Below are 25581 nucleotides of genomic sequence, written 5' to 3' on the forward strand. Positions count from 1 at the left end.
GACGGACGTCGCTCCCGATAATCAGGAGCGGCGGACCAATCATTATGACATGCAGCGGTGTTCCCGCGCCGATGGGAACCACGACGAAGAGGACGTCGGCGGGCAAGGCGACCCCCCGGAAGAGGTCCACCATCAAGCGGAGGCGGAGGAAGCCGAAGAACAAGCCCTCTCTGGAGCCGGTGTTCTCCGCGTTCGTATGGGGGGCGCTGACATTCATTGGCATCAGCCCGATGCAGATGATCTTCGAGGCCACCGTAATCGAGATCAGCCCCTACATACAATTCGCATCTCTCGCCATCCTGCTCCTGGTGGTGTACTTCACCTATGACCCGGTCATAGAAGGGCTGCACCGAGCCCGCAAGGCCTACCGAATCTGCGGGTTCCTGGGAGTGGTGGCGATACTCATGGCCGTCCTCTCCGGCTTCTTCGTGTACGTGGAGCCGAGGGCGGTGATGGCCCAGCTGGTGGCGGTGGTGCTGTGGCTGGCTGCCACGTGGAACGGAGAAAAGGCCCGGCGGTGACGCCGGGAAGGAGTTTTACCTCACTGGGTATCGATGATCTTGATCAGGTGGTAGCCGAACTCGGTCTTGACCGGGCCGACCACCTCGCCCTTCTTCCCGTTGAAGGCGGCGTCCTCGAACTTCTTGACCATCTGTCCCTTTCCGAAGGTGCCCAGGTCCCCTCCCTTGGCCTTGGAGGGGCACATGGAGTACTCCTTGGCTATCGTCTCGAACTTCTCGCCGGCCTTGATCCTGGCGAGCAGTTCGTACGCCTTGTTCTGGTCCTTCACAAGTATATGAGCAGCGTGAACTTTGGTTGCCATGAGAAGGCCAGAGAAAGGTGGGCGGATAAATACATTGTTGTCGTGGAATATCCAGTGGGACGAAAGAGAACGAGGAGTGAAGAAAGTCGCCCCCTCGTTCGACCAATGCTTCGCGCGGGAACGGTGTTCCGGGCAGAGGATGATGGTCACTGCCGTCCCCGCCTCTCCTCTCAGACCACTGAGTATTCGGCGATTTTTCCCTGCGCCTCGGCGATCCGATCCCTTATCTTGTCGACAGTGGGCACCCTGCCCTGCGCCATCGCCCTTCCATTGAGGAGAGGGCGGGCGAGGCCGCCACCCCTTTCTCCTTGGCCTCCCCCATGCTACGGTATCTTCTCTATTTCGACGTTCAGCCCCATATCCTCAAGCGCTGCGTGGGTGGCCACCTCGATGAACCTGCATCTCGCGCATCCGATGGCGACGATATCGACCTCCATGTTCCCACGCTCATAGGGTGGGTCTTTCACCATATGGTGTGGGAGCAAAAAGAAGAGAAAAATTAATGTAATGATTTACAGTCACAGGCTGGATGGCGCCCGCGCCAATAAAACCGTTCGAACCGTTCATCCAGCATCTGGGACCCACCGCGGCCCTCCAGGAGACCATCTATGGCCTGGTCATGGTGCTGGCGACGCTTAGCGCGTTCTCGGTCGCGTTCGGCCTGAACGAGGAGACCAGATGGACCGTAGTCTTCGCATCCCTGGCGGTCAGCGTCGCCTGGGGCTTCGTGGATATGGTGATGTGGATCTTCACCCGCAACTTCGACCGGCTAAGGCAGCATTACCTGGCGGCATCGCTGAAGAAGAACCCTGGAGAGAGTGGGACCGTGGAAGCTGTCCAGGACGATCTCTCCGACACCATCGTCGGTACCCTGGCCCCTGCGGATCGGGAGCGTATCTACAAAGACGTTCTCGAAAGCGCCAAGCGTGCGCCGCCGATGTCCCACGGCATCGAGCGGGGGGCGTTCTGGGGCGGGCTCAGCGCATTTCTCATCACCATGATCGCCGCCGTCCCGGTGCTGGCGCCGGTCGCCCTGGTCGATCCTCCCATGGTGGGCCTCCGGATCGCCAACATCATGAACGTGGTCCTGCTGTTCGTTGTGGGGTACTCGTGGGCCTCCTACGCCGGGCTGAAAAAGTGGAAGGTAGGCATCACCCTGGCGGTGATCGGCACGGCGGTCACCCTGACCACCATTGCGCTGGGCGGATGAGAGGCTGCGCAACATTAAATCTTTCATCGCTGTTACCATCTTCCGATGTGGAAGCAGCTGGACGTGGAACAGTGGACCTCCCGCCGCAGGGGCACTTTGTCCGAGGTCCGTAGGTCGGTAGAGGATATCATCGCCAAGGTCAGCAAGGAGGGCGACGCCGCCCTGTATGAGCTGACGCAGAAGTTCGACAAGGTCCAGCTCGACCATTTGAGGGTAACGAGGGAGGAGATCGAGGACGCCTACGCCAAGGTCGACGATTCCCTCATCGACGCGCTCAAGAAGGCCAAGGCCAACATCGAAGCGTTCCACCGGATGCAGCGCCCCGCGGACATGTGGACCAGGGAGGTCGCTCCCGGGCTGACCCTCGGCGTGAAGAACACCCCTCTCGATCGCATCGGGGCGTACATCCCGGGCGGGCGCGCCGCTTATCCGTCCACGGTCCTCATGTGCGCCATCCCCGCCAGGGTGGCGGGGGTCGTGGACGTCGTAATGTGCACTCCTCCCCCCATCAACCCCCTGACGCTGGTAGCAGCGGACCTGGCGGGAGTGGACGAGGTCTATCAGGTAGGGGGGGCGCAGGCCATCGCGGCGATGGCGCTGGGAACCAGGAGCATCGCCCCGGTGCAGAAGATCGTGGGGCCCGGGAACGTGTACGTCACCGAAGCGAAGATGCTGATGCGGGACCGTGCCGAGATCGACTTCCCGGCGGGACCATCGGAGATAGCCATACTGGCCGATGGATCAGGCGAGGAGGAGTTCATCGCTGCCGATATATTGGCGCAGGCCGAGCACGACCCCAACGCCGCATGCGTGCTGGTCACCACCGACCAGGTGCTGGCGAACAAGGTCGGCAGGGAGGTCGAGAGGATGGCCGCCAAGGCCGAGCGCAAGGAGATAATCGATAAAGCGCTGGGTAACGCCGGGTACGTTCTCGCCAGGGACATAGCCTCGGCCGTGGAGCTGGTCAATTTCATCGCCCCGGAACACCTGTCCATACAGGTCAAGGATCCCATGGCCGCGCTGCAGGGGATACGGAACGCAGGCTCCATCTTCGTTGGCAAGTACGCGCCGGTAGCTTGCGGCGACTATGCCTCCGGGACCAATCACGTGCTCCCCACCGCCGGCTATGCCAAGACCTATTCGACCCTGGACGTCGGCCACTTCATGAAGCGCTCCTCGGTGCAGATCGTGGAGAGGGACGGATTGGAGGGCATCGGCGATGTCGTGGAGACCCTGGCGAAGGCCGAAGGGCTGCACGCCCACGCCAACTCGGTGAGGGTACGCCGGAAGTGACGGCCCTTATCATTTTTTTAATTACATTTCTTTATTTCCATAATTAAATAGGCAGAAGCACAAGAAATAGGCCATTGACGGGTAGCGATCACGTGCTCATCATCTCGCCGACCCCAGGCCTCCCAAGAAGGTTGAAAGAGTAAAAAGAAAGAATTTGAGGCGCCTTTCCTCCCTCAGACCACGAGTTTTGTTTTCGGAGCTTGAGCGGGGGTTTCGTCCCGGGGCCACTGGGTCCTGAGATAGTACAGCGAACCCAGTGCGAACACCACGATGAACGCTTCGGCCGCCCATACCCCCATGGTGCTGCTCAGGTACACCGCGCCAGCGTCGAGCGCCGTGTGCGCGGCGATGGCCGCGACCACCAGTATCGGCCGGCCTTTCAAGATCGCCAAGCCTACCAACAGCGTAAACGCGATCTGGGCGGTGAACGCGGCCATCCTCTCCACTGGAGCGGGCACCAGGTCCAGCGGGGTCAGGCTCTTCAGGGCCTCGATCTGCTCGTTCAAGGCTTCGCTGTCCCCGCCGATCTGCGCGGTCTGCTCGGGGGTCAGGGAAGTAAGCGAGACATAGGAGATTAGTTGCAAAAGCAGGACGAGCCCGATGAGAACGCTTTCGATCGCACCCCAGCCCGCGCCGAAGAACAGGACCTTCTTTACATCAAGGCGCCACTGCTTGTTCTTCCACCTCATTACCAGATACTTGCCCACGCTCTCGAAGGCGCCTGCCAGGAAGCCCAGGACAACAGAAAGTACGACCAATGCGCCTGCTGCGCCCAAAGCTTTCGTCAATGAGCTTCCCAAAGGCGCCTGCGTGAAGGTCACCAGTGGATAGTGGATCACCTGCACCAGAACGAACCCGATCATCCCCCACGCGAAGATGGCCCACGACAGATTGAATTTTTTCCTCATGTAGGCGCCCACGAGCAAAGGCACCCCTACCATTGCGGCGGCCGCAATCAGATATGCCAGAACTACGAACAGGTCCATTTTTCTTCCCCCTTGAGATTCATACTATTACAAACGGTGCAATGTGATCAGGCCCCTCTCACCTGCATGAGGTCGAGGTAGAACCGCTCCGTCTTCGACAATGAATCGAGATTGAACACTAGGGTGCCGCCGTTGTGATGCACTATGATGCACTCGTCCGTTGATCGATGGACGGCGAGCTTGTAGCTCCCGAACTCGTTGTTCCTGTAGTTGCCGCTGAGCATGCTATCGCCCGCGTAGCCTGCTGTTCGTGAACCATAGCTCACGCCGCTCCTCAGCTCCACTTTGCTTATGTCCGAGTACTGGACGGACTCATCGACGAACGGCGCTTCGACCCTGAGATCGCCGGCGTTCAGCTCGGCGGACACGGACTCCGAGCCGAGTGTGAATAGCATGCCGACCACGCAAACCGCCAGCATCACGCCGGTGAATGCGATGATGATCCTGGGAACGCGGGACATGGCCCTCTGAACAGGGCCCTTGTTCTTCAGAAAGTACGCCGCGAGCATGATGGGCGGCAGGACGGCGTACGCCACGATCCCATACAGAAAGGCATTGCTGAGGCTGGTCCCCCAGGCGATGAGCACTATCAGGACGGCCGTCGGGAGCAGGATGGCGGCGGCGATGTAGTACAGGCCTGCTTTCGAACCCTTATCCATGCTCACACCTCAAGACGATCTTAGAACGCCGCAACATCATCCCCCAGCTTTCCCCGCCGGTGAAATGGCCTCACGGAATAATATTATTTGCTTCAAATAAGATTTTCAACGGGTCAGCGAGGGGCATCAGGCGCAGTGTTGCCGCGCGGCCGCGGGGAACGGTCCGGGCGCCTTTGTTCAGAACTTATCGGTCGACCTCATTTTTCACGGCAAGATCCGGATCACGCGCGAGGATGAGGCAGCAACGCATGGCTCAGTCCGTGCGTTGCCCAGGGCCCATGTATCAAATATAATTATGACCATCTACGGTCCAATGGACCATGGGGGACGCGCCCTTCCGCCGTATGGTTTTCAGGTTCTAGCGCATTCCATGAGCAGGAGGCATCGGGATTGGACAGATTGAGCTATCCGAGCGTTCACGTTCAGCAGATACCTTGTAATGCACAGCCCCTTACCGGAGCGCCCACGTCCGTCGCGGCGTTCATAGGCCGCACTTCCACCGGACCGGTGGACAAGGCGGTTCGAGTGCGTAGCTGGAGCGAGTTCACCAACACCTTCGGGGGAGCGCTCCCCGGGAGCGAGCTGAGCGTGAGCATCCGCCTGTTCTTCGAGAACGGGGGGACCGAATGCCAGGTGGTCCGGGTGGGAGGGGACGAGCCGATAGCGGCCGACGTCCTTGGCAGCAAGAGCGCAAGGACCGGCATGTACGCGCTGGACGCGGTCAGCGACGTCAACATATTGATCCTTCCGAGCGATACCGAGATCGACCTATCCGGGGCATGGGCCCCGGCATCCCAGTACTGCGCCCGGCGGGGCGCCTTCCTTCTCATAGATCCCCCGGCCGGATGGACCAGGGCCGGACGCGCCGAGGCGGCCCACAACCCGTACCTTGTCGACGAACTCCGTCGCGGGGCCGATCAGGACCATTGCGCGGCGTTCTATCCCCGCCTGATGGTAAGTGATGAAGGTGAGGCAAGGGCCGTGGGCCCCTCTGGAGCGGTGGCCGGGCTGATGGCCAGGACCGACGCCGAAAAGGGAGTATGGGCTTCCATGGCCGGCCTGGGGGCCGACCTGCGCTCCGTCGACCGCCTGGAAGTGGAGCTGGACGAACGGGAGGTCAACAATCTCACCGTCCAGGGAGTGAACCCTCTGCTTCGGAAGAACGGCAAGTGCGTATCGTGGGGCAATTTCACCTTCCGCAGTCTCTTCGAACCCCCCACCGGGCTGAGGTACATCCCCGTTGCCCGGACCAAGATGTTCTTAGAGGGATCGGTGCGCCGCGGGACCCAGTGGACAGCGTTCGAGCTGAACGACGAGGTGCTGTGGGCCAAGGTCAGGACCCATGTCACCGAGTTCATGCTGCGGCTGTGGCGCTTCAACGCGTTCGTCGGGGATGCTCCCAGCCAGTCGTTCTACGTCAAGTGCGACGCCGAGACCACTGCCATCGAGGACCGGGCCCGGGGGGTCCTGAACCTCCAGGTCGGCTTTGCCCCACTGAGGCCCGCCGAGTTCCTGGTGATCAGGGTTCAGTGCCAGGCCGTTCCCGCCGCGCCCCCTGCGCCGACGGTGGTCAGGCCCACGCTGAACGTCGGAAGGGTCATATCTTCTTCCGGCAGAACCACCAATCCAGGCAGCCGGACCTATCCTTGATGGCCATGGCGCCCTTGACGTCGGTGGGCGGGCGCTCCAGGACATCGGAGCCGATGAACTCGTTCTCGGGCCAGTTGGCCGGGGTGACCACGCCGTGCTCCTCCACCACTTTGAGGGCCTTGACGACCCGAAGGAGTTCCTCGATGTTCCGCCCCACGCCCTTGGGGTAGAACAGCACCGAGGCGATCTTGCCCTTGGGGTTCACGAAAAAGCACGCCCTTATCGCCCCTCCGTCCGGGTGGGGGTGGATGGTGCCGAACATGCTGGATATCTCTCTGAGGGAATCTGCGATGATGGGAAAGGTGATCTCCACGTCCAGCTTCTCCTTGATCCACTCCACCCACTTTATGTGCGAGAATAGGGAATCAGCGGACAGCCCGATGAGCTCGCAGTTGAGCTCGCGGAACTTCTGGTGGTTCATGGCAAACGAGGAGAACTCCGTCGTGCACACTGGGGTGAAGTCCGCGGGGTGGCTGAACAGCAGGAACCACTTTCCGGCGAAATGGTCCGGCAGGGATATGGGACCCATCGTGGTCTTCACCTTGATCTTCGGGAACGCCTCCCCTATGCTGGGGATGCACACTCTCTGAAGCTTTGGTTCGGCGGCATCTTCGGACATCAGCTGTTCTATGGGGTTCTTGAATAATAATAGGTTTCCCGAAACATATTGCGCTGCGATCCGTTACAGACCGTGCCCTGGGTTAGCCCGGATGTAGCGGCAAGTCCCATAACCTCGCAAGCGGTCGAAACTTTCCTTGAGCGAAGTCGGCAGCGGTCACGGGCATAATTCGATCATCATTCTCCTGGACGAGTGCGGGGACCTGGGGCGCTCTCCGAACAGTTCACGGCATTTCGTCGTAGCGGCCATGATGGTCCGGGACCCCCACGAGCTGGTCCAATCGATAAAGAACGCCCGAAGGAAGCTGGGCAAGAGGGGGACTGGAAAAGAGAGCTCAAGTTCAACAACACGGTGGACCCGATAAAGGAGCTGATACTGGAAGGCGTGGCAGAGCCAGATCGCCTGGGTATCATTCGAAAAGGACAAGATGGCATCGGCGCTGCTGAAGAATGAGAAGCTTCTGTATCTGATGGCCTGTGACCCGGTGCTCGGCGAGATATTTCGACGCACACCGACAAAAAGAATGCACGTGATAGACAAGCGTTACACGAACAAAGTGGAACGCGATAGGATCGATGAGCATATTTGGGACCTGGTCGAGGATAACCACGCTGGATACCTCATACTGCAGATCCTGGTGAACCAATATGATTCAAAACTGAGCTGAGCAAAGAGTTGCAGATCCATGATTTTGCGGTAGGCGCTATTTATCAGCGCATTGAAAGAGGCGTTGACAAATATTTTGATCTCATCAAAAGCAAAATCGTTTTTCATCAAGAACTAAAAATATGAGGCAGCCCCTGGCCGGAATCTTGCAGCGATCATAGTCGACAGTAGGATTCGAACGGTGGTTGGGGCGATAAGTTAGAGTAGAGGCCGAACGTTGGTCCTGACGGGACTTCGATGGCAGAGGTAAAGGATTTCGCCGGAAAGACGCTTGAGTGGGCCCGGAAGGGCATCATGGACCGCAACTACGAACTGCGAGGCGGGAACGAGATCGTCGCCACTATCACCTGGACAAAGATATGGGGGACCCTGGCGGAGGGCACCATAGGCGGCATCAAGTACACGCTCAAGCGCAACGGGTTCTTCAACCCCTACATTACCGTGAGGAAGCCGCCCTTCGACGAGGACGTGGCCCGCTTGGACATGAAGATCGGCGGCAACGGGACCCTGCAATTCCCGAACGGCAAGAGGTACTCTTTCCAGAAGATGTCCTTCTGGGGGTTCAAGTGGTCGTTCACCAACGAGAACGGCGATCTCATCATGACGGTGGGCGCGCCGTCGCTGGTGAAGAGCAAGGGAGAGATCGTCATCGAGCCGGGAGCGGCCTCGGACCGGAACCTGCCCCTGCTGGTCCTGCTGTGCTGGTACACCGCCGTGCAAATGATCGAAGAGGCCACCACGGCCGCGGCGAGTTCGGCCGGTGCGTGAGGTCATCCCATGGACCTGACGGGAGCGCTGACATGGGCGAGGCCGAGCAGGGTGAGCATGAAGTGGGAGCTGAAGAAGGGGGACGATGTGATCGGCGCGATGTCCCCGCCCCACACCTTCGGCACCAGCGTGACGGCGTCGTTCGGCGCGGATGGCTATAATATCAGGAAAGGGGGGATAAGGCACTCAGGCGCGGCCATCTGGAAGGTCGGCAGCGAGGACAAGCTGGCCACGATGGTGGTGGGCTCGCTGGGGAAGGACACCGTGATCGCGCAGGATGGTTCCACCTATCAGCTGTCCCAGCTCGGGTCGCCGGACGACTGGATACTGTCCACAGCGGACGGGAAGGATATCTTCAGCGTGCACCGGGAGACCGCGGGGAAGAAGCCCGGCGGCGTGGTGGACGTGAAGTCCCCGGACCCGCATCTGTCCGAGCTTCTCCTCCTTTGCTGGTTCGTGATCTCGACCTCGGAGCGCTGAGGGATGAGGCACTCGCCCTCGGAGGCGTGGGACCGAGAATATTCGAAGCCTGATCCATTGTGGAAAGGGCCCCCGCAGGCCGATGTGAGCGTTTCTCAGGGGGCGAGGGTGCTGGAGCTGGGCTGCGGGAACGGCAAGGCCATCGCCGCCCTCGCCAAGAACGCCTCGGAGGTGGTGGCCGTGGACATCTCGCGGGTGGCGCTGAGGGCATGCGGCGCGGCCGTTCCCTCCAAGGTAAGCTTGGCCCGGGCGGACGTGCTCCATCTCCCCTTCGCGGACCGGAGCTTCGGCGAGGTGGCGGCGTTCCACGTGCTGGAGCATATCTCCCAGCATGATCGCCCTCTCGCCGTGGAGGAGGTCCGCAGGGTCCTGGTCCCGGGCGGCATCGTGCATGTCCGAGCGTTCTCCACCAGGGACATGCGGTGCGGGAAGGGCGAGGAGATCGAGCCGATGACCTTCATGCGCGGGAACGGGATCCCGTACCACTACTTCACCGCGGACGAGCTCAGATCGCTGTTCAACGGGTTCGAGGAGGTGGAGATGAGGGAAGCGACCTCGCCCAAAAGGTTCGACGGGAAGGATTACCTCCGAGCGGAGCTGGTGGCCAAGTATCGGGCGTAGGGGTGGTCTGCGCCGGTCATCGAAGCCCCGCAGGGGAGATCGCATGCTCCGGCCGGAACATGCTCCCCGGGTCGTATTTCGATTTCAGCTCCTGAAGGCGGCCCTGGTTGCCCTTGAAGAGGCGCGCCGGCGAGCCCTCGCTCCTGGAGGTGAAGCCCGCGTAGCCCGCCCCGGTCAGGTGATGCTTCATCTCGCCCCACCCCCGGTTGGCCCAGGCGGTGTTCCGGGTATTGCTGCGCGGCTCCTTCCAAGCGGCCGCAAGATGCACGTTGAACTGCTTCTCCCGGTGAGGGAACGCGGCGGCGTCAGGGCGCGGCCTGCACACCTTTCCGTGATGGCACCATATGTGAAGGGCGGACTCGTCGGACGGGAGGGATCTGGCCATCGAGACCAGGGCCTTGATGGAGTCGTCGCTCAGCCCGGTCATGAACCCGCTTCTCCAATAGTTGATCAGGCCAGTCGGGACCGCGGGTTCGGCCACCTTGGACAGGCCATGGTACGAGGTCATCTCCAGGGAGTCGATATCCGGCCGGCCCACCCTTATCAGGGGGTCCAAGGCCTTCTCCCCCTGCTTTGCTTCTCCGTTGTAGCATATCAGCCCGGCCACGGCCGGCCCGAGGGCGGGGACCTCGGTGAGAGTGAGGATGATGTCCAGCTCGTCCGGTATGGTCTTCATGAGCCGGCGGGCCCCTCTCAGCACCTCTATGGCCATGCTCATGGGCCATGCCACCGTTCCCCCGTAGACCTTGCTGACGCTGTGGAGCTTGTACGTGAATGACGTGACAGCCCCGAAGTTACCGCCGGCCCCCCGGAGGGCCCAGAACAGGTCAGGGTGGTCCTCGGCACTGGCGGCAACAAGCTCGCCGTCCGCGGTGACGACATCGGCGGAGACGAGGTTGTCGGCGGTCAGCCCGTAGGAGCCCATCAGCCACCCCACTCCTCCATCCAGGGTGTGGCCGGAGATGCCGGCGGAAGAGAACACCCCGCAGGGGACCGCGAGGTGTGCGGCTTGGGCCTTCTTGTTCAGCTCCCCCCAGGTAAGCCCGGGGCCGACCCTGGCGGTCCGGCCGTCCTCGTCGATCACGATGTCCTTCATGAGGCCGAGGTCCAGGACCATGCCGTCCTCCTGGATCGATGAGCCGCTTACAGAGCCTCCGCCCGCCTTTACGGAAAGCAGCACGTCGTGCTCGCGGGCGAAGGCTACGCCTTCCGCCACGTCGCCCGGGCCGTTGCATCGAAGGATGAGCGACGGGCGATGGTCCACCGAACCGTTGAAAACCCTGCGAAGCTCGTCATACTCCTCGTCCCCCGGGAGGATGATCCTCCCTTCCACGCTTCCCTCGAGGCTTTCAAGATCGGCACGAGCGAGCGGACTGTCCTTCCCCATTTGATCTCCCATCATCCAGCTGGGTATTTGGATTGAGGAATATAATATGGTTCCTCATACTGTCAGTATTCATTTCTTGATGATCTTGCGTTCGGTGCCGGGGAGCTTGCGCAACTTGCCGTTGTCGAGGGCCCATTGAAAGTTCGCCTTTTCCGAAGGGGCGACGAGCACCCTGTCCCCCGGCGCGTACTTCCTGTGGGAGGCCCACTCGGTGAAGCCGGCGATCACTTTGTACACCTCGGCCTCCTCCACGGCGTTGCGGCCGGTCCTGACGCCCTTGTATTGTGAGTAGCTGCCGTTGAACACCGTCAGCTCGCCGCCCCTCAGCTCGGCCACCTTGCTGCACACCGAATCCAATAGGTAACGATCATGGGTGACGATAATGAAGGTGCCGGGGTACTCCGCCAGGGACATCTCCACAGCGTGCTTGGCCATGATGTCCAGATAGTTGGTCGGTTCATCGAGGACCAGGAAGTTGAGGTCCGAGGACAATAGGAGAGCGAGGCCGACCCGGGCCCTCTCCCCTCCGGACAGCGTGGATATCGGCCGCCCCGCGGCGGCCTGGTCGAGCTGGAAGCGGTAAAGGTACGAGCGCGCCTTGGTGCGAGCCTCACCCTCTAGGGACTTGTTGATCTGCTCAAGGGAAGTGAGCTTGGGGTCCATCATGTCATGGCCCTGGGCGAAGTACCCTATCCTCGCCCCCGGCGCCACCCAGAGGTCCCCCCGGGAGGGCAGGTCCCCCAGGATCGCTTTTATCAATGTGGTCTTCCCCGCCCCGTTCGGTCCGAACAGGCCGAGCTTGTCGCCGGTGTCCACGTCGAGGTCCAGGTCGTCAAAGATGGCCCTGCCTCCCAGCTTGACCCTCAGCTTCCGGGCGATGACCATGTTCTTCCCCGACTTCTGCGCGGCGTTGATGTCGATGGTGAGGTCCTTCTTCTTGTCCGGCGCCTCCTTGATCTCCATCCTCTCCAGCATCTTCAGGCGGGTCTTGTGGGTGGAGGAGAACCACAGCATGCGGTGCTGCTCGTCGGCGATCTTGGCCTGCCTGTCGCGCTCCCTTGCGTTCTTCTCGAACTCCTTGCGCTGCCGCTCCAGCTCCATGGCCTTCTTGTCGACGAACTGCGAGTAGTTGCCGTCGTAGTGCTTTATCTTGGCGCTCTCCAGCTCGATGACCTGGGTAACGGTCCTGTCGAGGAAGTAGCGGTCGTGCGATACGATGAGCACGGCGCCCTTGAAGTTGAGAAGGTAGTCCTCCAGCCATTCCACCGCGTCGATGTCGAGATGGTTGGTAGGCTCGTCCAGTATGAGGAGGTCGGCCTTCTCCGCCTGCGCCAGGACCTTGGCGAGCATCACCTTGGTCCTCTCGCCCCCGCTGAGTTCGGCCACTTTTCCCGCCATCTTATCGTCGATCCCGAAGGTCTTGAGGTGGTCAAGTGCGCGCTCGGCGCCGCTCTTGTTATCCGCACTGGCCTCCTCGGTCAGCTTGGCGTACTCCAGCGATATCTCGTTCCAGTCCATCCCCCGGGGCAGCTCGCCGGAGGTCATGATGGCCTCCAGCTCTTCCATCCGCTTCTGCGCCTCGCTCTTGGGCGCGGCGCTGAGGGTCTCATGGACCGTGGTGTCCTGGTCGAAGGTGGGGAATTGCGACAGGTACACTATCTTGTTCGTTCGAACGGTGAGATCTCCGGAATCCTGCCTCACCTCTCCCATTATCATCTTGAGGAGGGTGGTCTTCCCCGCCCCGTTGGGACCTACCAATCCGATGCGGTCGTTGTCGTTGATCTGGAAGGAGACGTTCTTGAGGATGTCCTTGGGCCCGAAAGCTTTTGATACTCCCTCCGCGCGGACGAGCATGCTTCTCCAATAAGGCCAAGCAACATAAGCTTTGCTTCCGATATGGCCGCACACTCAGCACGGCCACGATATGATATTATCGGATATGGGCTGATATATCTCCCTTAGGATCAAGATGATCAGGATGGACGATCGTCACTTCTTCGGCCTATTCAGGCGCTTCAGCATGCTGAGGGACCGGTACGTTACCCACCTCGACGGTCTGCCGTTCGGCTCCACGGACACCAGGAAGCGGCCGTTGTAGCTCCTCTCCATAGTCCACCGCCCCTCATCATCCTGTTTGGACAGCAGGATGTCCAGGGCCGGCGTCATCCTCTCGTCCCATACTCCCAGCCTCGCCAGGATGTCCAGCATCTCCAGTATGTCGGTCTCGTACATGTGAGGGTAGCCAAGCTCGAGCCACTCCGGCCGGGCGGGGTCAATCCCCTCCTCGGACACGGGCAGGCACTCCGTGAGCAGCGCTTCCGTCAGCGCGGCCGCCGCCTTCTTCTCCGCCGGGGTCCGTTCCTTGGGATGAAGCTCTGCCAAGGCCTTCAGCACCTTGACCTTGCCAGACCGGCACCCCCCGCACAGATAGTACATCTCTTGGGCATCGTCGTCGTAGGCGTGGGCGATGTAATCCCTGGCCCTGCGCATTTCGGGGCCGTCCCCGAAGCCCAGGCGGGTCATGGCATAGACCATGTTCGCGGTCAGACTGGGCATTGACGGCTTGGTCCCTCCGTCAGGGCCGCCCTTATAAGTGAACCCTCCCGACGGGGCCTGGGCCCACTGGCATATGAACTCGCAGGCCTTCCCGAGGCGCGGATTGCCCGGCATCGCGCCGAGCTCGGCCAGGAGGATGAGGTTCCACATGGTCCCCTTGTACTTGGTCCGCTGGTAAAAATCATCGGGATTACCCCAGTGCCCTCCCTCCTCCTGCACCGAGAGGATCCTGGCGATGGGGCCGTAGTCAAGTTCGGCCATCCCGTCGCTGTTGACCTGCTCTCTGCCCGAGGGGAGGTCCAGCAGGTCGACGGATACAGCGCGGCGCAACGCCGGGTCCTTGGACTCCATCAGCCACTCAATGGGGTCGGCCTTCAGGAGGCTCCTCCAATCCCTCATTGGCCGGTGTCCATCGATTGCTGTTAAATAAAGCAAACCGACAAATGTAGCCCACCATTCTCGATGTTCAGCATGCTCGCGGTCAGTGACCAAAACAATTTTATCGTGCGCTTCAGGTCACGTCACTGATAACCATGAAGATCACCCGGAGCGCCTTATTCGAGCATGTGAAGAGCTATGAGGGAAAGGACAACTTCGAAGGTTTCCTCGGGTTCATCGATAGCCCCATCAGGGACTTGAGGGTCATCAAGATGCCCCAGGGCCGCGTCCGCCTGAAGTATATCGATCAGCACGACAACATTCACCGCGTGGACGTGGGGCCGGGCGAGGAAGAGGAGATAAGCTTCCCTTTTTAGAGCGGGTCCACCCACGCCACCACCGGGGTGGCGTCCAGTCTCTCCCGTATCATCGGTGCCACGGACAGCTGCCATACCCGGTCCGGCAGGTTCTCCGCCGACAGGTCGCAGTCCTCCATCAGCAGGACGACCCGCGATCCGAGCAGCATCTTTTTATGGACCTCGCCCCCCTCCTCCGGACGGCTCGGCGACGCTGCTGACAGCACGTCGATGCCCAGGATCTCCAAGTGAGGAAGGTGCTCCATAAGCGCGTCCGCGAGCGATGGGTCCAGCCAGGGGTGGGCGCTGATGTACCGTTCCTCATCATCCCGGTGGCGGTGCCACCCCGTTCTCAGCAGCAGGGCCCTGGCGTCGGCCATGGTCCCGGCCTGCGGGGCGAGATGCTCCCAGGTGATGCCCTCGTCATCGTCAACGCGTATATCGATGCAGTAGGCGGGCTCGAAGGTTCTCAGCGGGGGGATCAGGTCGCTCACCGTCGCCCCTTGCTCCGAGAAATGCTTCGGCAGGTCGATATGGGTCCCGTGGTGAGTGTTCAGCACGACGGTCGTGGATGCCGAGCCGTCCCTCTGCGTGGTCTGGAACGCTTCCAGCTTCACCGGCGGGGTGCCCGGGAACAGCGGGATGTCGGCCGACAGCGGGCGCGATATCAGCAGGCTCATGGGCTTGCAGTTGGGAGCTGGTAGTTCAAGACCTTGACGCCCGGCGATCCCGCTGCAACAAGGCCAGCATAGCTTGATTACTGCCCACGCCATCGGATGGCCCGCGTATGCCTTTTTCAGGAGGCACCGCCCATGACCGACGAGACAGGAACCAATCCGGCGCTGGAAAGCGCCATCGAGCTGCTCCGCGACGAGCGGGCCACCACCAGGAGGAAGGCCGCCCACGCCATCGGCCAGATGGCACTGGTCGATGCGTTCGACAGTAAGAGCGTACCCCGCCTCCTGGAGCTTCTGGACGACGATCTGGCCAGGCGGAACGCCGCCTTTGCCCTCAGGGTCCTGGCCGACAAAGGGGCGTTCAAGCCATCGCCCCAGGAGCGCGAGGCCATCGGCGACTGGAACGCGCCTGGTACGTGCCCGTACTGCGGCAGCGAGGACGTAATGGAGGTTCTCAGCTTCATCAAGCGGCCCGGCCGGGACATCGCCCTCCCGGAGCCGGCGGAGGTCCGCCCGTGGACCTATACCACCGCCCACTGCGTCAAATGTCGCCACGACTTCCCCGCGGACCCTTGGGAAAAGGAGCCCCGGTGCGGCCGGTGCGCCGACGCCGCCGGCCAGCTGGAGCTGCGGTTCCACTGTCCCGGCCTGAAGTACCTGGACTTCAACTCTCCGGCCTTCGACAAGAGCATCTTCGGCCGGGATTTCCGCTCTCTTTACTGGCAGTGCAAGAGCTGCCTGCGGACCTGGAGCCCGGTGAACGATCACGATCTGGCCAAAAAATGTCCCCGGTGCGGAATGAGGGCGCTGGTCCCCGTGGCGAGGGGCTTCCCCAGCGGGGTCCTGATGGCCGCGTCGGAGAGGAAAGAGGTCTTTATAGGGGCCAGCATCGCCATCGGTGATGAGCCGGAACGGGCCTGTACCGAATGCGGCTTCCGCTGCAATGAGTCCGACATGAATGACGGCCTCAGGGAATGAGGGCTCAGAGGTACGTCTTCTCGCCGACCAGGGTCGACTCGTCCACTATCTCCGGCCCAGCGGTCCTCCCCACCAGCCTGGCAGTGGAGGGCCTGCTGTCCTCGCAGTACGCGCGCATCCGCATCATGTACTCCTTGAACTTGGGATCGCCCCTAAGCCTTTGCACTCCCATCTCGGACTCGAACGGCCAGAACGCGAAGAACCTCCTCGGCTCCGCCATGTCCTGCACCAGGGTGCCTTCGTCCGCGCCAACGTTCATGTCCTCCGTCCAGAGAGCCAGGTCCTGCCAGGTCGCGATGAACTCCGCTTCGCGACCCGGCTTCACCAACCATGTCCCGATCGAGTATGTAATGCCGCTCATCGTTCCTGCCTCCATTAACAATAGATAATTGCTCTCCAAAGGTATAATCCTTCTTTTCGAACGTAACGTAGGGGAGCGAATTAACGGCCCCGAAGGGCGGGAAAAGCATTAAGTTGAGCAAGGCCGAAGTCATACCCCTATGCAGCAAGAGATCCACCCGCCCAGGGAATCCATCGTCGACCTGGCTCTGCTCCTGGAGGAGCACCTCCGGCGGGAGGGCGAGGACTGGTACACCGGCGACCAGGTGATGGACATCCACGCCCTGAAGAAACGGCTCAAGGAGGAGCACGGGGCGCTGGAGTCATCGCTGGACCGTGTCAGGCTCCAGGGCTGCAGGGCCGTTCTGACCAGGCCTCAGAAGGAGGCGGTGCGCCGCGACGCCGTGGCGCTGGCGGGGCTGTGCATGCATATCCTGCAGGCCACCAGGCTCCTCGACCCCCTGGAGGACATTGAGGCCCCTGGGCGATGAACCCGCCGCTGTTACGAAGATTCAAATAAATCCGGCTCCGAAGTGTGCCCCGGAGGACGACCGCATATGCTGGAGCAACATAGAGCCGTTGAACGGCCCGACCGCGACCTCGAGATCGAGGTGGAAGGCGGCACCATGCCGTCGGCGGAAACATGCGAAGGTCCGGATTATACTCCGGAAGTGAGGATCAATGGCCTGTGGGCGCCCTATTTCGCCCTTATAATGGACGACCCCTCGGCGTCGGAGGGCGGGTTCACCCAGTGGCTGATGTGGAACGTGCAGCGGACCGATCGGATCCCCCGCAACATCCCCAAGTCCACGGAGATCAATTTTCCGATAAGGGCGGTCCAGGGCCGCAACTCTCTCGGCGAGATCGGCTACAGCGGACCGTGCCCCCCTCCTGGGGAGGTGCACGAGTACAACGTCAGGGTGTACGGGCTCGATGAGCCGCTGGACCTCAATCCCGCTTCTGCCCGCGAGGCCCTGGAGAAGGCCATGTCTGGCCATATCATCCAATACGGTCAAACCCAGGTGGAGTACAGACTGAAGAGGGAGATGAAGATAGCCTCGGGGTCCCGGCTGTGATCTCCGCGGCCGGCGCGCAGGCCCAATGGTCAGATTAATGCCAGAGTACGCGTTCTCCCTCCCATCGAGGCGATGATATGAGCGATTCCATTCCCGCCGCGTTCGGCGGCGATGATATCGAGGAGCGGCTGAAGGCCATGGTGCAAGCGCCCTACGCGGCGCATCTGAACATCGAGACCGTGAGCATCGGCGATGGCAAGGCGGTGGTGCGCATGCCGGTGGACGGTTTGACCAACGCCCTGGGCGCGGTGCACGGCGGCGCGATCTTCTCAATAGCGGACCAAGCTTTCGCCCTGGCATGCAATTTTTCGGGGGACCCTCAGGTGGGGATCAGCGCCAGCATAACTTATCTCAAGCCGGCCAGGGGAGACCTGGAGGCGAGAGCGAGAAGGATCGGAGAGAACAAGAGCACCTCGGTGTACGAGGTGCTGGTGTATGACGGCGACGATCTCGTCGCGACTTTCCAGGGCATCGGGTATCGCCTGAGGAAGAGGTCCAAAAGTTAGAAGAGCTTGGCGCGTGAACGTCCTCCGCATGAAGCAGTGCATCAAGTGCTACGCAGAGAACGACGATCATGTCGCCATATGCAGGGCCTGCAACAGCACCAAGTTCATTATGGAAAAGGAAAGCTCCATGCGATGCCCGGCCTGCGGGGCCGAGAACGAGGAGGGGCACGACATGTGCTACTCCTGCGGGCACCGTCTAGACCGCTGACGGAGGTTCAGCGCCCGCCGGGCCTGCGGCGATGGGCGAGTTTTTCGGCATCGTTCCGGGGCATGCAGTGTGAAACGGCCCTCATAGCGGCAAAAACCCGCCTTCCCACTAATTTCTATCGTGATAGTACTAAATCTCGGACGCTGGGATAGGCCACGTCGAGCTTGCTGACCCTGTCAGGGAGTTCATCCAGAGCCTCATCGAGAAAGGAGGTCGTATGAGAGAAGACGACAGACCGAATAGATGGGACAATCCGGATCCGGACCGGACCGATAGGTTGGATGGACCGGATCGGCCGTCCGGTCGTGACAGGCCGGACGGGCTAGAAGGGCACGAGAACGAACGTGTCATAGAGGAGAGGGTAGTCAGCAGGACAGAGGAGCAGGTGTATGAGCCCGCCCCCGTGGAGGCGCCGCCCCCCAGGGCGCCGCCGCCCGCGAGATCGTATAGATGGGTGGGCGCGCTGATCCTCGCCGCCGCGCTCATCGCCGCGGCATTTGGAGCATATGCTTTACTGAACCAGGAACGGCCATCCATGCCGGAGACCACACCCAGTGAGCCTACGCCTCAGGTGACCGCGCCTAACAACACCACGAACGTGACGGCGCCGAATATGACGGCACCGCTCCCGGTGCTGCCCAACGCCACCTCACCAGGACCCGCTTCGTCGAACAATACCACGCCTGTGGTGCTCCCGCCAGGGATCCCCGCAGGCCAGGGCAACGTGTCGGCGGCCGGCGTTCAGGGGGTGGCAGCGGGCAACGTGACGGCACTTTCGCCGGCGACGTTCCCGCAGATGGCGCAGGACCTGCAGCTTACCTCGATCGAGCAGGGATCATCTGATTCCCTGACCAGGATCGCGGTGGCTAACAGTGGGTCCGAGGCGGTCACGCTGCAGTACAGCGGCTTCCTCGCCACCCTCGCTGACGGCTCTACTGTCGCACCCACCAACGCGGCCGGCATCGTGCTGCCGCCGGGGACCACCACCTTCGTGACGCTGGGCTTCCCGACGGGGGGACAGGCCATAAGCGCTATCAGCTACTCCGACGGCACCACCGCGTTCGGTGTGCCGTACGAGGGCGCAACCTTCGCCCCCGCCGGAGAGCCGGTGACCATGCAGACACCCTCGGGCCTGGTGCCGAACACCGATATCGGGTTCGCATCACCTGACTCCTGGATGTCCGACGACAGCCTGGTGGTCCTGGTACAGGCCACCAACAACAACCCCGATCCCGTGGCCATAAGTCCATCGGACTTCTGGATCGATCTGGGCGGTGGCACCTGGGTGCAGGCGGACGGCGTGAACAACAATGTTCCTGCCGCCCTTGAGCCCGGAGAGACCACTCCATTCCTGGTAGGATTCAGCGGCGTCTCCGGCGCCTCTCCCGACCAGGTGTGGTACTGGCCAGGCGGCCCCTCGCTGGAGCGCATCGGCATAGAGCCGTCCAGTGCTGCCGGCACCGGCGCCCAGCTGTATCAAGCGTGGGCATCGGACAGCGCCGACCCGGCCATGCAGGAGGTTTCGTTCGTCCTGCTGAACAATGGAGCGGCCGCCATCAATGGCTGTGAGATCGTGGCGTACACTGCCAGCGGTGGAGTGTACAACGCCGCGGCTGCGGTCGCTGGAACCACTGACCTGCCCGGCAACGCCGGCGTGGGCACCGTAACGGTGACCTTCGACGTGCCGAGGGATGACAACATCGTCCTCCTCAGCTACGTGCAGAACGGGGAGACCCAGTACGCGCAGTTGGGTTGATGCCGGATCGTCACAAACCTCTTCCCGACTTTTTTTCTTCCGAGGCGCCTGCGCTCTCCTCGCAGGGGGCAGTGTCGACAAAGCACCGGAAGAACGCTCCGAAGAATTACCGGGGCCGATCGGACCGCATAACTAATGAAGAGATCGTCGAAAAAGAAAGAGGGAAAATGTTTGGAGCTGAGCCGATAAGCTTCCGTGTTTATCGCCGTCTCCTGCTGTACAGCACAGCTCCGAGGGCTCCGAAGGAAGCTATCGCGGCAATGCCGGCGAGGGCGTACGGCGCTGCGCCACCGTTGTTCTCCTCGCTCAAGCCGCCAACGACACTGTCGTCGATCTCACCGGTCGGTGTTTGGCTGTCATCGGACGATCCGTCCTCGGACGTCTCCTCGCTGGGTGGTTCGGGCTCACAAGGGGGTACCGAATATTTCACACCGCCGATGCAGATCACGCTCCCGTCGGGGATCGCGTTGTTCTCGACGACTATCTCGCCGAACTGCTCGCCGTTCATCATCAGGGGGTACCCGCCGTTGTGGCAGAGGACGTTGTCCGTTACGGTGACATTGCCGTAGGCCTCGCCGTCGAAGAGCACCCCGTCGCCGCCGTTGTACCACGCATCGTTCTCGGTAACGATCACATTGCCATAGCTCGTGGCGCTGAAGGCGATGCCCGCCCCGACGTTGTTGTTGAGGCAGTTGCTCATCACCACGACGTCCCCGATCACGCCGTCGATCGCTTCAACGACTATGCCGTTCGCGCCATTCCCCATGGCAGTGTTGTCCCTGACGATGACGTCCCCGATGTTGGCCGCGGCCACGCAGATGCCGTCACTGGTGCTGCCGCTGACGCCATTCCCTTCAAGAACGATGCTGGCAATATCTCCGGCTACACCGACATATATGCCGTAATAGCCGCTCGTGACGCTATTGCCGCTTATGCGGACATCGCCCAGAGAGGTGATGTTGGTCCCGACAGCATGGGCCAGCACCCTTATGTAGGACGACGCGTCAACGCCGACGGAGTTGTTCTCCACAACCAGGTCCCGGATGCCCACGCCGCCTCCCGTGGCATATGCCTGGATATCGATCCCGCCCCGGCCGGCGTTGGTGACGATGTTGTCCGCAACGACCACGCTGTCCGCGTCCCAGAGATCGAGGTGGATGCCGCCGGAACCGATTATGTCCACATTGTTCCTGATGATCACGCTCTCCGCGCCGGAGAGGGAAAGAACAATGCTGGTTTCGGTGGTGTTGCGGAAGGTGTTGTTCACGACGATGAGGTTGCCGTACCCGGAGCCATAGGCGTGGAGGCCGAGCCAGTTGTTCTGGAAGGTATTTCCTTCGAACACTACGCTCTGCGCCGATATGTGCGTATAGACCACTACACCGATGCCGTGGAAGGTTTCAGCGGAGCCTTCGATGTAGTTATCCTCCATGATCAGGCTGTTGATGGTCTCGCCGGTGACATCGAAGCCATCGCCATGCGCGGTGTTCCCCGTGAAGGTGACGTTCCCGATGGCGCCCCCGTTAACGGCGATGCCGCTGTACCTGTTGTCACGGACCACATTGTTAGCTATAACTAGGTCGCCGATGGCTTCGCCGGTGAAGGCTATGCCGACATTGTCGTTGCCAATGGCGGTGTTGCCGCGGATGACGGGATCGGGGCAGTCCGTCAGGAGTATGCCGAAGACGTTCCCCGTGAACGTCGAGTTCGTTATCTCCACGTTCGACCCGGTGGCCAAGACGGCGTTATCGGCGTTGGAGAACTCGGCATTGTCAATGGATATGGTCGAACCCGAAGTGGCATTGATGCCGAACCAGTAGCTAAAGCCCGCATCGGTGGTGTTAGGGCCGAAGATCACCGGATCGGCCGAAGTTCCTGCGATGATCAGCGCACCGCTGACATTGAGCCCGGTGCCCGCGCTGAACAGCACCGTCACTCCCTCCGGGATGGTGAGAGCGACCCCGGCCGGCACGGTCAGATTGCCGGTTACGATGTAGGTGTCGCCCGGCACCCATTCGGTATCGGTAAGTATCTCTCCGTTCACATAGTTCGTATCCTGCGCGCTGACGTTCCCCAATGCCAAAAAGAGCGACATTACCAGTACTAAGGCCAATGCGTACGAAGACAATCTTTTGGCCAAGGGGTTTTTCAGCGCTTCCGCTGCGCTATTTTGTTTCATTCCTATTCCCCACGAGATATCTAGACTGTTATCTAGATAGAGAATGATGTTGTATCATGGAGTATTTAAAAATTATCAATTAATCAGGCCATGCGTATACAAAAGCACCTATCTTTGAAGAACATATACTGTTCTGACCTAGGCCTAGCGACAATTTCGGTCCGCGCTTTGCAAGCGACAATTATTTTTCTTCATACTGATTTAACAAGCAGACATGACTGAAGCCGCCGCCAAGTGGGACCTCACGCAGCTGGTCAGCGACCCCGACACCGACAAGGTCGCCAAGGAGATGGAGAACGCGGTTAACAGGGCCTCGGAGTTCCGGGCCAAGTACCAGGGGAAGATCAGGGACCTTGATGCCGCCGGCCTTCTGAAGTTCATCGAGGAGCGCGACGACGTGTTCCTGCCGTTCGAGGGAGCGTTCCAGTACGCCCGGCTGTCGTACTCCGCCGACTCCACCGACCCGGCGGCGAAGAAGCTCAACGACGTGGCCAGGAAGGCTGGCACCAGGGCGGGGCAGCAGCTGGCGTTCGCGGAGATCGAACTCGGGGAGCTGCTGAAGGCCAAGCCCCAGCTGGTCGACGATCCCAAGCTGGCGGAGTACCACCACTACCTGGAGAGGGCGCTGAAGCGCGTCCCCCACCAGCTCTCCGAATCGGAGGAGCGCCTCATCATGGCCAAGGACCAGAACGGCATCGACGCGTGGTCCCAGCTGCAGGGGGACTGGCTTTCCACCCGCACCTTCAAGATGACCGTGGACGGGGAGGATAGGATTCTGCCGTACGGACAGATCATCGGCTATTATCAGGACCCTGACCGCGTCAAGAGAAGGGAGGCGAACCGGGTGGTGTACGACGGCCTGGGCAAGGACGAGATCGTGTGGGCCTCCGCCCTGCGCTCGGTGGCCGCGGACCATCTGCAGATGATGGAATGGAGAAAATACTCCTCGCCGCTGGAGCCGAGCCTCAACGACAACGACGTCGACGAGGCGTCCGTGGACGCGCTGATGAAGGTCATGCGCGAATCTGTGGGAGTGTACCGCAGATACCTAGTGCTGAAGGCCAAGATGATGGGGCTGGAGAAGCTGGGGAACTGGGACGTGGTGGCGCCGCTGCCCCACGCTCCCGACAAGCACTATTCCTGGGAGGACTCCCGCGCCGAGGTCGTCCGCGCGTACACCAAGTTCGACGAGCAGTTCGGGGAGTGGGCCGAGGACATGTACAAGGGCCGGCGCCTGGACGGGCAGGTCCGCAAAGGCAAGGTCAGCGGGGCGTTCTGCTCCTACTGGTACGGTGGGAGGACCGCTTTCGTGCTCCAGAGCTTCACCGGCCGCATGGGGGACGTGTACACCCAGGCGCACGAGCTCGGCCACGCCATCCACGGATACATAGGGTCGAGGCACCAGAGGCCCAGCAACTTCGAGATGGGGTCGTGCATCGCCGAGAGCAGCTCCATCTTCGGCGAGCTGCTGCTGACCGATCAGCTGCTGGGAGAAGCGAAGAGCGACGCGGAGCGCCAGGCGGTGCTGTCTAACGTGCTGGACGAGTTCGGCATGGCCGCCTTCCAGGTCAGCGCCCGCTACTTCTTCGAAAAGAGCCTGTACGAAGCTATCGAGAACGGCACCTTCCTGGACGGAGAGACCATTTCGGAGCTGTGGGTGAGGGCGCGCGACGACGTGTACGGGGACGCGGTGGACTGGCTGCCGGAGATGAAGTGGGAATGGACCATGAAGCTCCACTATTACATGCCCAACTACCGGTTCTACAACTACCCCTACGTGTTCGCCCAGCTGTTCGTGTTCGCGCTGTACCGTCTGTATCTGGAGCAGGGAAGGGAATTCGTCCCCAAGATGAAGGCCCTGCTGGCGGCCGGGTCCAGCAGATCGCCGGCCGAGCTAGCCAGGGAGATGGGGTTCGACATCCGCACCGAGGCGTTCTGGCGGAAGGGCATCGAGCAGTTCGAGGAGTTCCTGGGGCAGCTAGAACGGACTCTTTGATCCTACCGGTCCGCCCCGAAAAACGGGAGCGAATATTATTTACCCTTCCCGGCCCTCTTTGGCTCGAATGAGCGGGGAGGAGGCCGGGAAGGCCAAGAGCTGCGAGCCCAGGCCACGCGGCCGTCTGAACCGGGCGGTATGGAACGTTCTCGGGACCTTCTTCGTCGTGCTGGGGGCCATCGGGATCGCGCTGCCGGTGCTGCCCACCACCCCGTTCGTCCTCCTGGCCGCGGCATGCTATGCCAAGGGCTCCGAGAGAATGCATTGCTGGCTGATGAACAACAAGTACTTCGGCAAGTACCTCCGCGATTACGCCGAGCACAGGGGCATGCCGATGCGCGCCAAGATCGTTTCCATACTGTTCGTATGGGCGGGCATTCTGTTCTCAGCGTACTTCTTCGTCCCCGTGCTGTGGGGCCAGATTGCCATGGTCGCCGTCGCGATAGGGGTCACCGTCCACCTGCTGAAGCTCAAGACCCTTAGGTCCTGAAGGCCCGGTGCCTAAAGCGTATATACGTCCGCTTGCCACGTGGCAGGCCATGAAGGATACGACCAAGATGATGCGGAGGGTCGACAGGGTCCTGAAGGGCGAGGAGACCATGGAGGGCGCGGGCGTGCGCCTGAAGCGCGTCCTGGGTCGGGACGAACGATCGACCCTGGACCCGTTCCTCATGCTGGACATGTTCGAGTCTGACGACCCCCGCGACTACCAGGCGGGGTTCCCGGCGCACCCCCACCGGGGCATCGAGACCGTAACCTACATGTTGAAGGGAGAGATGGAGCACGGGGACAGCACCGGGACCAGGGGCCTGATAGGTCCCGGAGAGGCGCAGTGGATGACCGCGGGGAGCGGGATCATCCACCAGGAGATGCCGGTGGTGTCGTCCGAGGGGATAAACGGCCTGCAACTATGGGTGAACCTGCCCCAGCGGGCCAAGATGAAGAGGCCCCAGTACCGGGACGTCAGGAAGGACAGCATCAAGAAGGTGGACCTGGGCGACGGCGTGGAGGCCAGGATCATTGCCGGCGAGCTTGAGGGGTCTGCCGGCCCGGTAAGGGACCTGGAATCCGACATCCAGTTCTTCGACGTGGTCATGAACCCTGGCAGCACCGTCTCGCTGAACGTGCCCAGAGGCCGCACCTCTTTCGCCCTGGTGCTGGACGGCGCGGCCTCCTTCGAGCCCGGCGGCTCGCCCGTCAAGAAGGGCGAGGCAGCGGTGTTCGCCGACGGGGACTCCGTTCAGGCCGGCGCGTCGGACCGCGGGGCCAGGTTCCTGCTCATCTCCGGAGATCCCCTGAACGAGCCGGTGTTCTGGCGCGGGCCCATCGTGGTGAACTCGCAGGAAGAGCTGGACCGGACCTTCGAGGAACTGCGGAACGGTACCTTCGTCAAGTGAGGACGCCGATCCTCCTT

The 25581-nt window shown here is 61.5% G+C and carries 30 protein-coding genes; 19 read left to right on the plus strand and 11 right to left on the minus strand.

Features of this window, described 5'->3' with window-relative positions; genetic code table 11:
- Positions 1-71: 71 nt before the first annotated feature.
- Positions 72-521 (plus strand): hypothetical protein, encoded by a 450-nt coding sequence (locus WYS_RS04390; RefSeq protein ID WP_019176952.1) that lies wholly within the window; start codon positions 72-74, stop codon positions 519-521.
- Positions 522-541: 20 nt separating this feature from the next.
- Here the strand turns inward: WYS_RS04390 and WYS_RS04395 are convergent, their stop codons facing one another.
- Both WYS_RS04395 and WYS_RS15915 read right to left on the minus strand, forming a co-directional pair.
- A complete protein-coding gene (locus tag WYS_RS04395) occupies positions 542-823 on the minus strand; it encodes a peptidylprolyl isomerase (protein ID WP_026068798.1) in 282 nt (93 codons plus the stop codon).
- Between the two features lie 323 nt (positions 824-1146).
- Positions 1147-1293 (minus strand): hypothetical protein, encoded by a 147-nt coding sequence (locus WYS_RS15915; protein WP_019176955.1) that lies wholly within the window; start codon positions 1291-1293, stop codon positions 1147-1149.
- Between the two features lie 59 nt (positions 1294-1352).
- On the opposite strand from WYS_RS15915, the gene WYS_RS04405 reads away from it, so the two are divergent.
- Both WYS_RS04405 and hisD read left to right on the plus strand, forming a co-directional pair.
- On the plus strand, positions 1353-2033 hold the full coding sequence (locus WYS_RS04405; RefSeq protein ID WP_019176956.1) for a hypothetical protein: 681 nt from the start codon (positions 1353-1355) through the stop codon (positions 2031-2033).
- 45 nt (positions 2034-2078) lie between these two features.
- Positions 2079-3326: a histidinol dehydrogenase gene (gene hisD, locus WYS_RS04410; RefSeq protein WP_019176957.1), complete on the plus strand. Its 1248-nt coding sequence runs from the start codon at positions 2079-2081 to the stop codon at positions 3324-3326.
- Between the two features lie 173 nt (positions 3327-3499).
- On the opposite strand, the gene WYS_RS14355 is transcribed toward hisD, so the two are convergent.
- Together WYS_RS14355 and WYS_RS04420 are read right to left on the minus strand one after the other, a co-directional pair.
- Complete coding sequence (locus WYS_RS14355; RefSeq protein WP_019176958.1) at positions 3500-4312, minus strand: YhfC family glutamic-type intramembrane protease; 813 nt, start codon at positions 4310-4312, stop codon at positions 3500-3502.
- 47 nt (positions 4313-4359) lie between these two features.
- A complete protein-coding gene (locus WYS_RS04420) occupies positions 4360-4971 on the minus strand; it encodes a PH domain-containing protein (RefSeq protein WP_019176959.1) in 612 nt (203 codons plus the stop codon).
- 390 nt (positions 4972-5361) lie between these two features.
- On the opposite strand from WYS_RS04420, the gene WYS_RS14360 reads away from it, so the two are divergent.
- Positions 5362-6621: a phage tail sheath family protein gene (locus tag WYS_RS14360; protein WP_162137694.1), complete on the plus strand. Its 1260-nt coding sequence runs from the start codon at positions 5362-5364 to the stop codon at positions 6619-6621.
- On the opposite strand, the gene WYS_RS04430 is transcribed toward WYS_RS14360, so the two are convergent.
- Positions 6569-7240, minus strand: a complete 672-nt coding sequence (locus WYS_RS04430; protein WP_019176961.1) for a peroxiredoxin — start codon at positions 7238-7240, stop codon at positions 6569-6571. The genes WYS_RS14360 and WYS_RS04430 overlap by 53 nt on opposite strands.
- A 136-nt stretch (positions 7241-7376) precedes the next feature.
- Between WYS_RS04430 and WYS_RS15920 the strand changes: the two genes are divergently transcribed.
- The 5 genes from WYS_RS15920 (at position 7377) to WYS_RS14365 (ending at position 9775) form a co-directional block, all read left to right on the plus strand.
- On the plus strand, positions 7377-7604 hold the full coding sequence (locus WYS_RS15920; RefSeq protein WP_147654423.1) for a hypothetical protein: 228 nt from the start codon (positions 7377-7379) through the stop codon (positions 7602-7604).
- Between the two features lie 63 nt (positions 7605-7667).
- Complete coding sequence (locus WYS_RS04440; protein WP_019176963.1) at positions 7668-7907, plus strand: hypothetical protein; 240 nt, start codon at positions 7668-7670, stop codon at positions 7905-7907.
- A 236-nt stretch (positions 7908-8143) separates the two neighbouring features.
- On the plus strand, positions 8144-8674 hold the full coding sequence (locus WYS_RS04445; protein WP_019176965.1) for a hypothetical protein: 531 nt from the start codon (positions 8144-8146) through the stop codon (positions 8672-8674).
- Positions 8675-8683: 9 nt separating this feature from the next.
- Positions 8684-9154: a hypothetical protein gene (locus WYS_RS04450; protein ID WP_019176966.1), complete on the plus strand. Its 471-nt coding sequence runs from the start codon at positions 8684-8686 to the stop codon at positions 9152-9154.
- A 3-nt stretch (positions 9155-9157) separates the two neighbouring features.
- Entirely contained in the window at positions 9158-9775 is a 618-nt protein-coding gene (locus WYS_RS14365) for a class I SAM-dependent methyltransferase (RefSeq protein ID WP_081579824.1), read from the plus strand.
- 16 nt (positions 9776-9791) lie between these two features.
- Here the strand turns inward: WYS_RS14365 and WYS_RS04460 are convergent, their stop codons facing one another.
- The 3 genes from WYS_RS04460 to WYS_RS14370 form a co-directional block, all read right to left on the minus strand.
- Positions 9792-11177 carry an FAD-binding oxidoreductase gene (locus WYS_RS04460; RefSeq protein ID WP_019176968.1) on the minus strand — a complete coding sequence of 462 codons (1386 nt, stop codon included), beginning with the start codon at positions 11175-11177 and terminating at the stop codon, positions 9792-9794.
- A gap of 54 nt (positions 11178-11231) precedes the next feature.
- Positions 11232-13016, minus strand: a complete 1785-nt coding sequence (locus tag WYS_RS04465) for an ABC-F family ATP-binding cassette domain-containing protein (RefSeq protein ID WP_019176969.1) — start codon at positions 13014-13016, stop codon at positions 11232-11234.
- A 135-nt stretch (positions 13017-13151) separates the two neighbouring features.
- Positions 13152-14117 carry a hypothetical protein gene (locus WYS_RS14370; RefSeq protein ID WP_019176970.1) on the minus strand — a complete coding sequence of 322 codons (966 nt, stop codon included), beginning with the start codon at positions 14115-14117 and terminating at the stop codon, positions 13152-13154.
- Positions 14118-14251: 134 nt separating this feature from the next.
- On the opposite strand from WYS_RS14370, the gene WYS_RS04475 reads away from it, so the two are divergent.
- A complete protein-coding gene (locus WYS_RS04475; RefSeq protein ID WP_019176971.1) occupies positions 14252-14473 on the plus strand; it encodes a hypothetical protein in 222 nt (73 codons plus the stop codon).
- Here the strand turns inward: WYS_RS04475 and WYS_RS04480 are convergent.
- Complete coding sequence (locus WYS_RS04480) at positions 14470-15132, minus strand: cyclase family protein (RefSeq protein ID WP_019176972.1); 663 nt, start codon at positions 15130-15132, stop codon at positions 14470-14472. The two genes, WYS_RS04475 and WYS_RS04480, sit on opposite strands and share 4 nt — an antisense overlap.
- 132 nt (positions 15133-15264) lie before the next feature.
- Between WYS_RS04480 and WYS_RS04485 the strand changes: the two genes are divergently transcribed.
- A complete protein-coding gene (locus WYS_RS04485; protein WP_019176973.1) occupies positions 15265-16107 on the plus strand; it encodes a hypothetical protein in 843 nt (280 codons plus the stop codon).
- Positions 16108-16111: 4 nt separating this feature from the next.
- Here WYS_RS04485 and WYS_RS14375 read toward each other — a convergent pair whose 3' ends face one another.
- Positions 16112-16468, minus strand: coding sequence for a hypothetical protein (locus WYS_RS14375; RefSeq protein ID WP_019176974.1), 357 nt, complete (start codon positions 16466-16468; stop codon positions 16112-16114).
- Between the two features lie 139 nt (positions 16469-16607).
- Between WYS_RS14375 and WYS_RS04495 the strand changes: the two genes are divergently transcribed.
- The 5 genes from WYS_RS04495 to WYS_RS04515 all read left to right on the plus strand — a co-directional run bounded on the left by WYS_RS04495 (position 16608) and on the right by WYS_RS04515 (position 19992).
- Positions 16608-16937, plus strand: a complete 330-nt coding sequence (locus WYS_RS04495) for a hypothetical protein (RefSeq protein WP_019176975.1) — start codon at positions 16608-16610, stop codon at positions 16935-16937.
- A gap of 66 nt (positions 16938-17003) precedes the next feature.
- Positions 17004-17522, plus strand: a complete 519-nt coding sequence (locus WYS_RS04500; RefSeq protein WP_019176976.1) for a YbhB/YbcL family Raf kinase inhibitor-like protein — start codon at positions 17004-17006, stop codon at positions 17520-17522.
- 77 nt (positions 17523-17599) lie between these two features.
- The gene (locus tag WYS_RS14380) at positions 17600-18028 is read left to right on the plus strand and encodes a PaaI family thioesterase (protein WP_019176977.1); all 429 of its coding nucleotides are present in this window, start codon (positions 17600-17602) and stop codon (positions 18026-18028) included.
- A 13-nt stretch (positions 18029-18041) separates the two neighbouring features.
- Positions 18042-18236: a double zinc ribbon domain-containing protein gene (locus WYS_RS04510; protein ID WP_019176978.1), complete on the plus strand. Its 195-nt coding sequence runs from the start codon at positions 18042-18044 to the stop codon at positions 18234-18236.
- Between the two features lie 277 nt (positions 18237-18513).
- Complete coding sequence (locus WYS_RS04515; RefSeq protein WP_147654425.1) at positions 18514-19992, plus strand: hypothetical protein; 1479 nt, start codon at positions 18514-18516, stop codon at positions 19990-19992.
- A gap of 199 nt (positions 19993-20191) precedes the next feature.
- On the opposite strand, the gene WYS_RS04520 is transcribed toward WYS_RS04515, so the two are convergent.
- Complete coding sequence (locus WYS_RS04520; protein WP_081579826.1) at positions 20192-22171, minus strand: right-handed parallel beta-helix repeat-containing protein; 1980 nt, start codon at positions 22169-22171, stop codon at positions 20192-20194.
- A gap of 214 nt (positions 22172-22385) precedes the next feature.
- Between WYS_RS04520 and WYS_RS04525 the strand changes: the two genes are divergently transcribed.
- The 3 genes from WYS_RS04525 (at position 22386) to WYS_RS04535 (ending at position 25564) form a co-directional block, all read left to right on the plus strand.
- On the plus strand, positions 22386-24167 hold the full coding sequence (locus WYS_RS04525) for a M3 family oligoendopeptidase (protein ID WP_019176981.1): 1782 nt from the start codon (positions 22386-22388) through the stop codon (positions 24165-24167).
- A 67-nt stretch (positions 24168-24234) separates the two neighbouring features.
- Positions 24235-24657, plus strand: coding sequence for a YbaN family protein (locus WYS_RS04530; protein WP_019176982.1), 423 nt, complete (start codon positions 24235-24237; stop codon positions 24655-24657).
- 49 nt (positions 24658-24706) lie between these two features.
- Positions 24707-25564 carry a pirin family protein gene (locus WYS_RS04535; RefSeq protein ID WP_019176983.1) on the plus strand — a complete coding sequence of 286 codons (858 nt, stop codon included), beginning with the start codon at positions 24707-24709 and terminating at the stop codon, positions 25562-25564.
- The last annotated feature ends 17 nt before the right edge of the window (positions 25565-25581 follow it).

The sequence above is a fragment of the Methanomassiliicoccus luminyensis B10 genome (genome assembly GCF_000308215.1).
Lineage (GTDB): Archaea > Thermoplasmatota > Thermoplasmata > Methanomassiliicoccales > Methanomassiliicoccaceae > Methanomassiliicoccus > Methanomassiliicoccus luminyensis.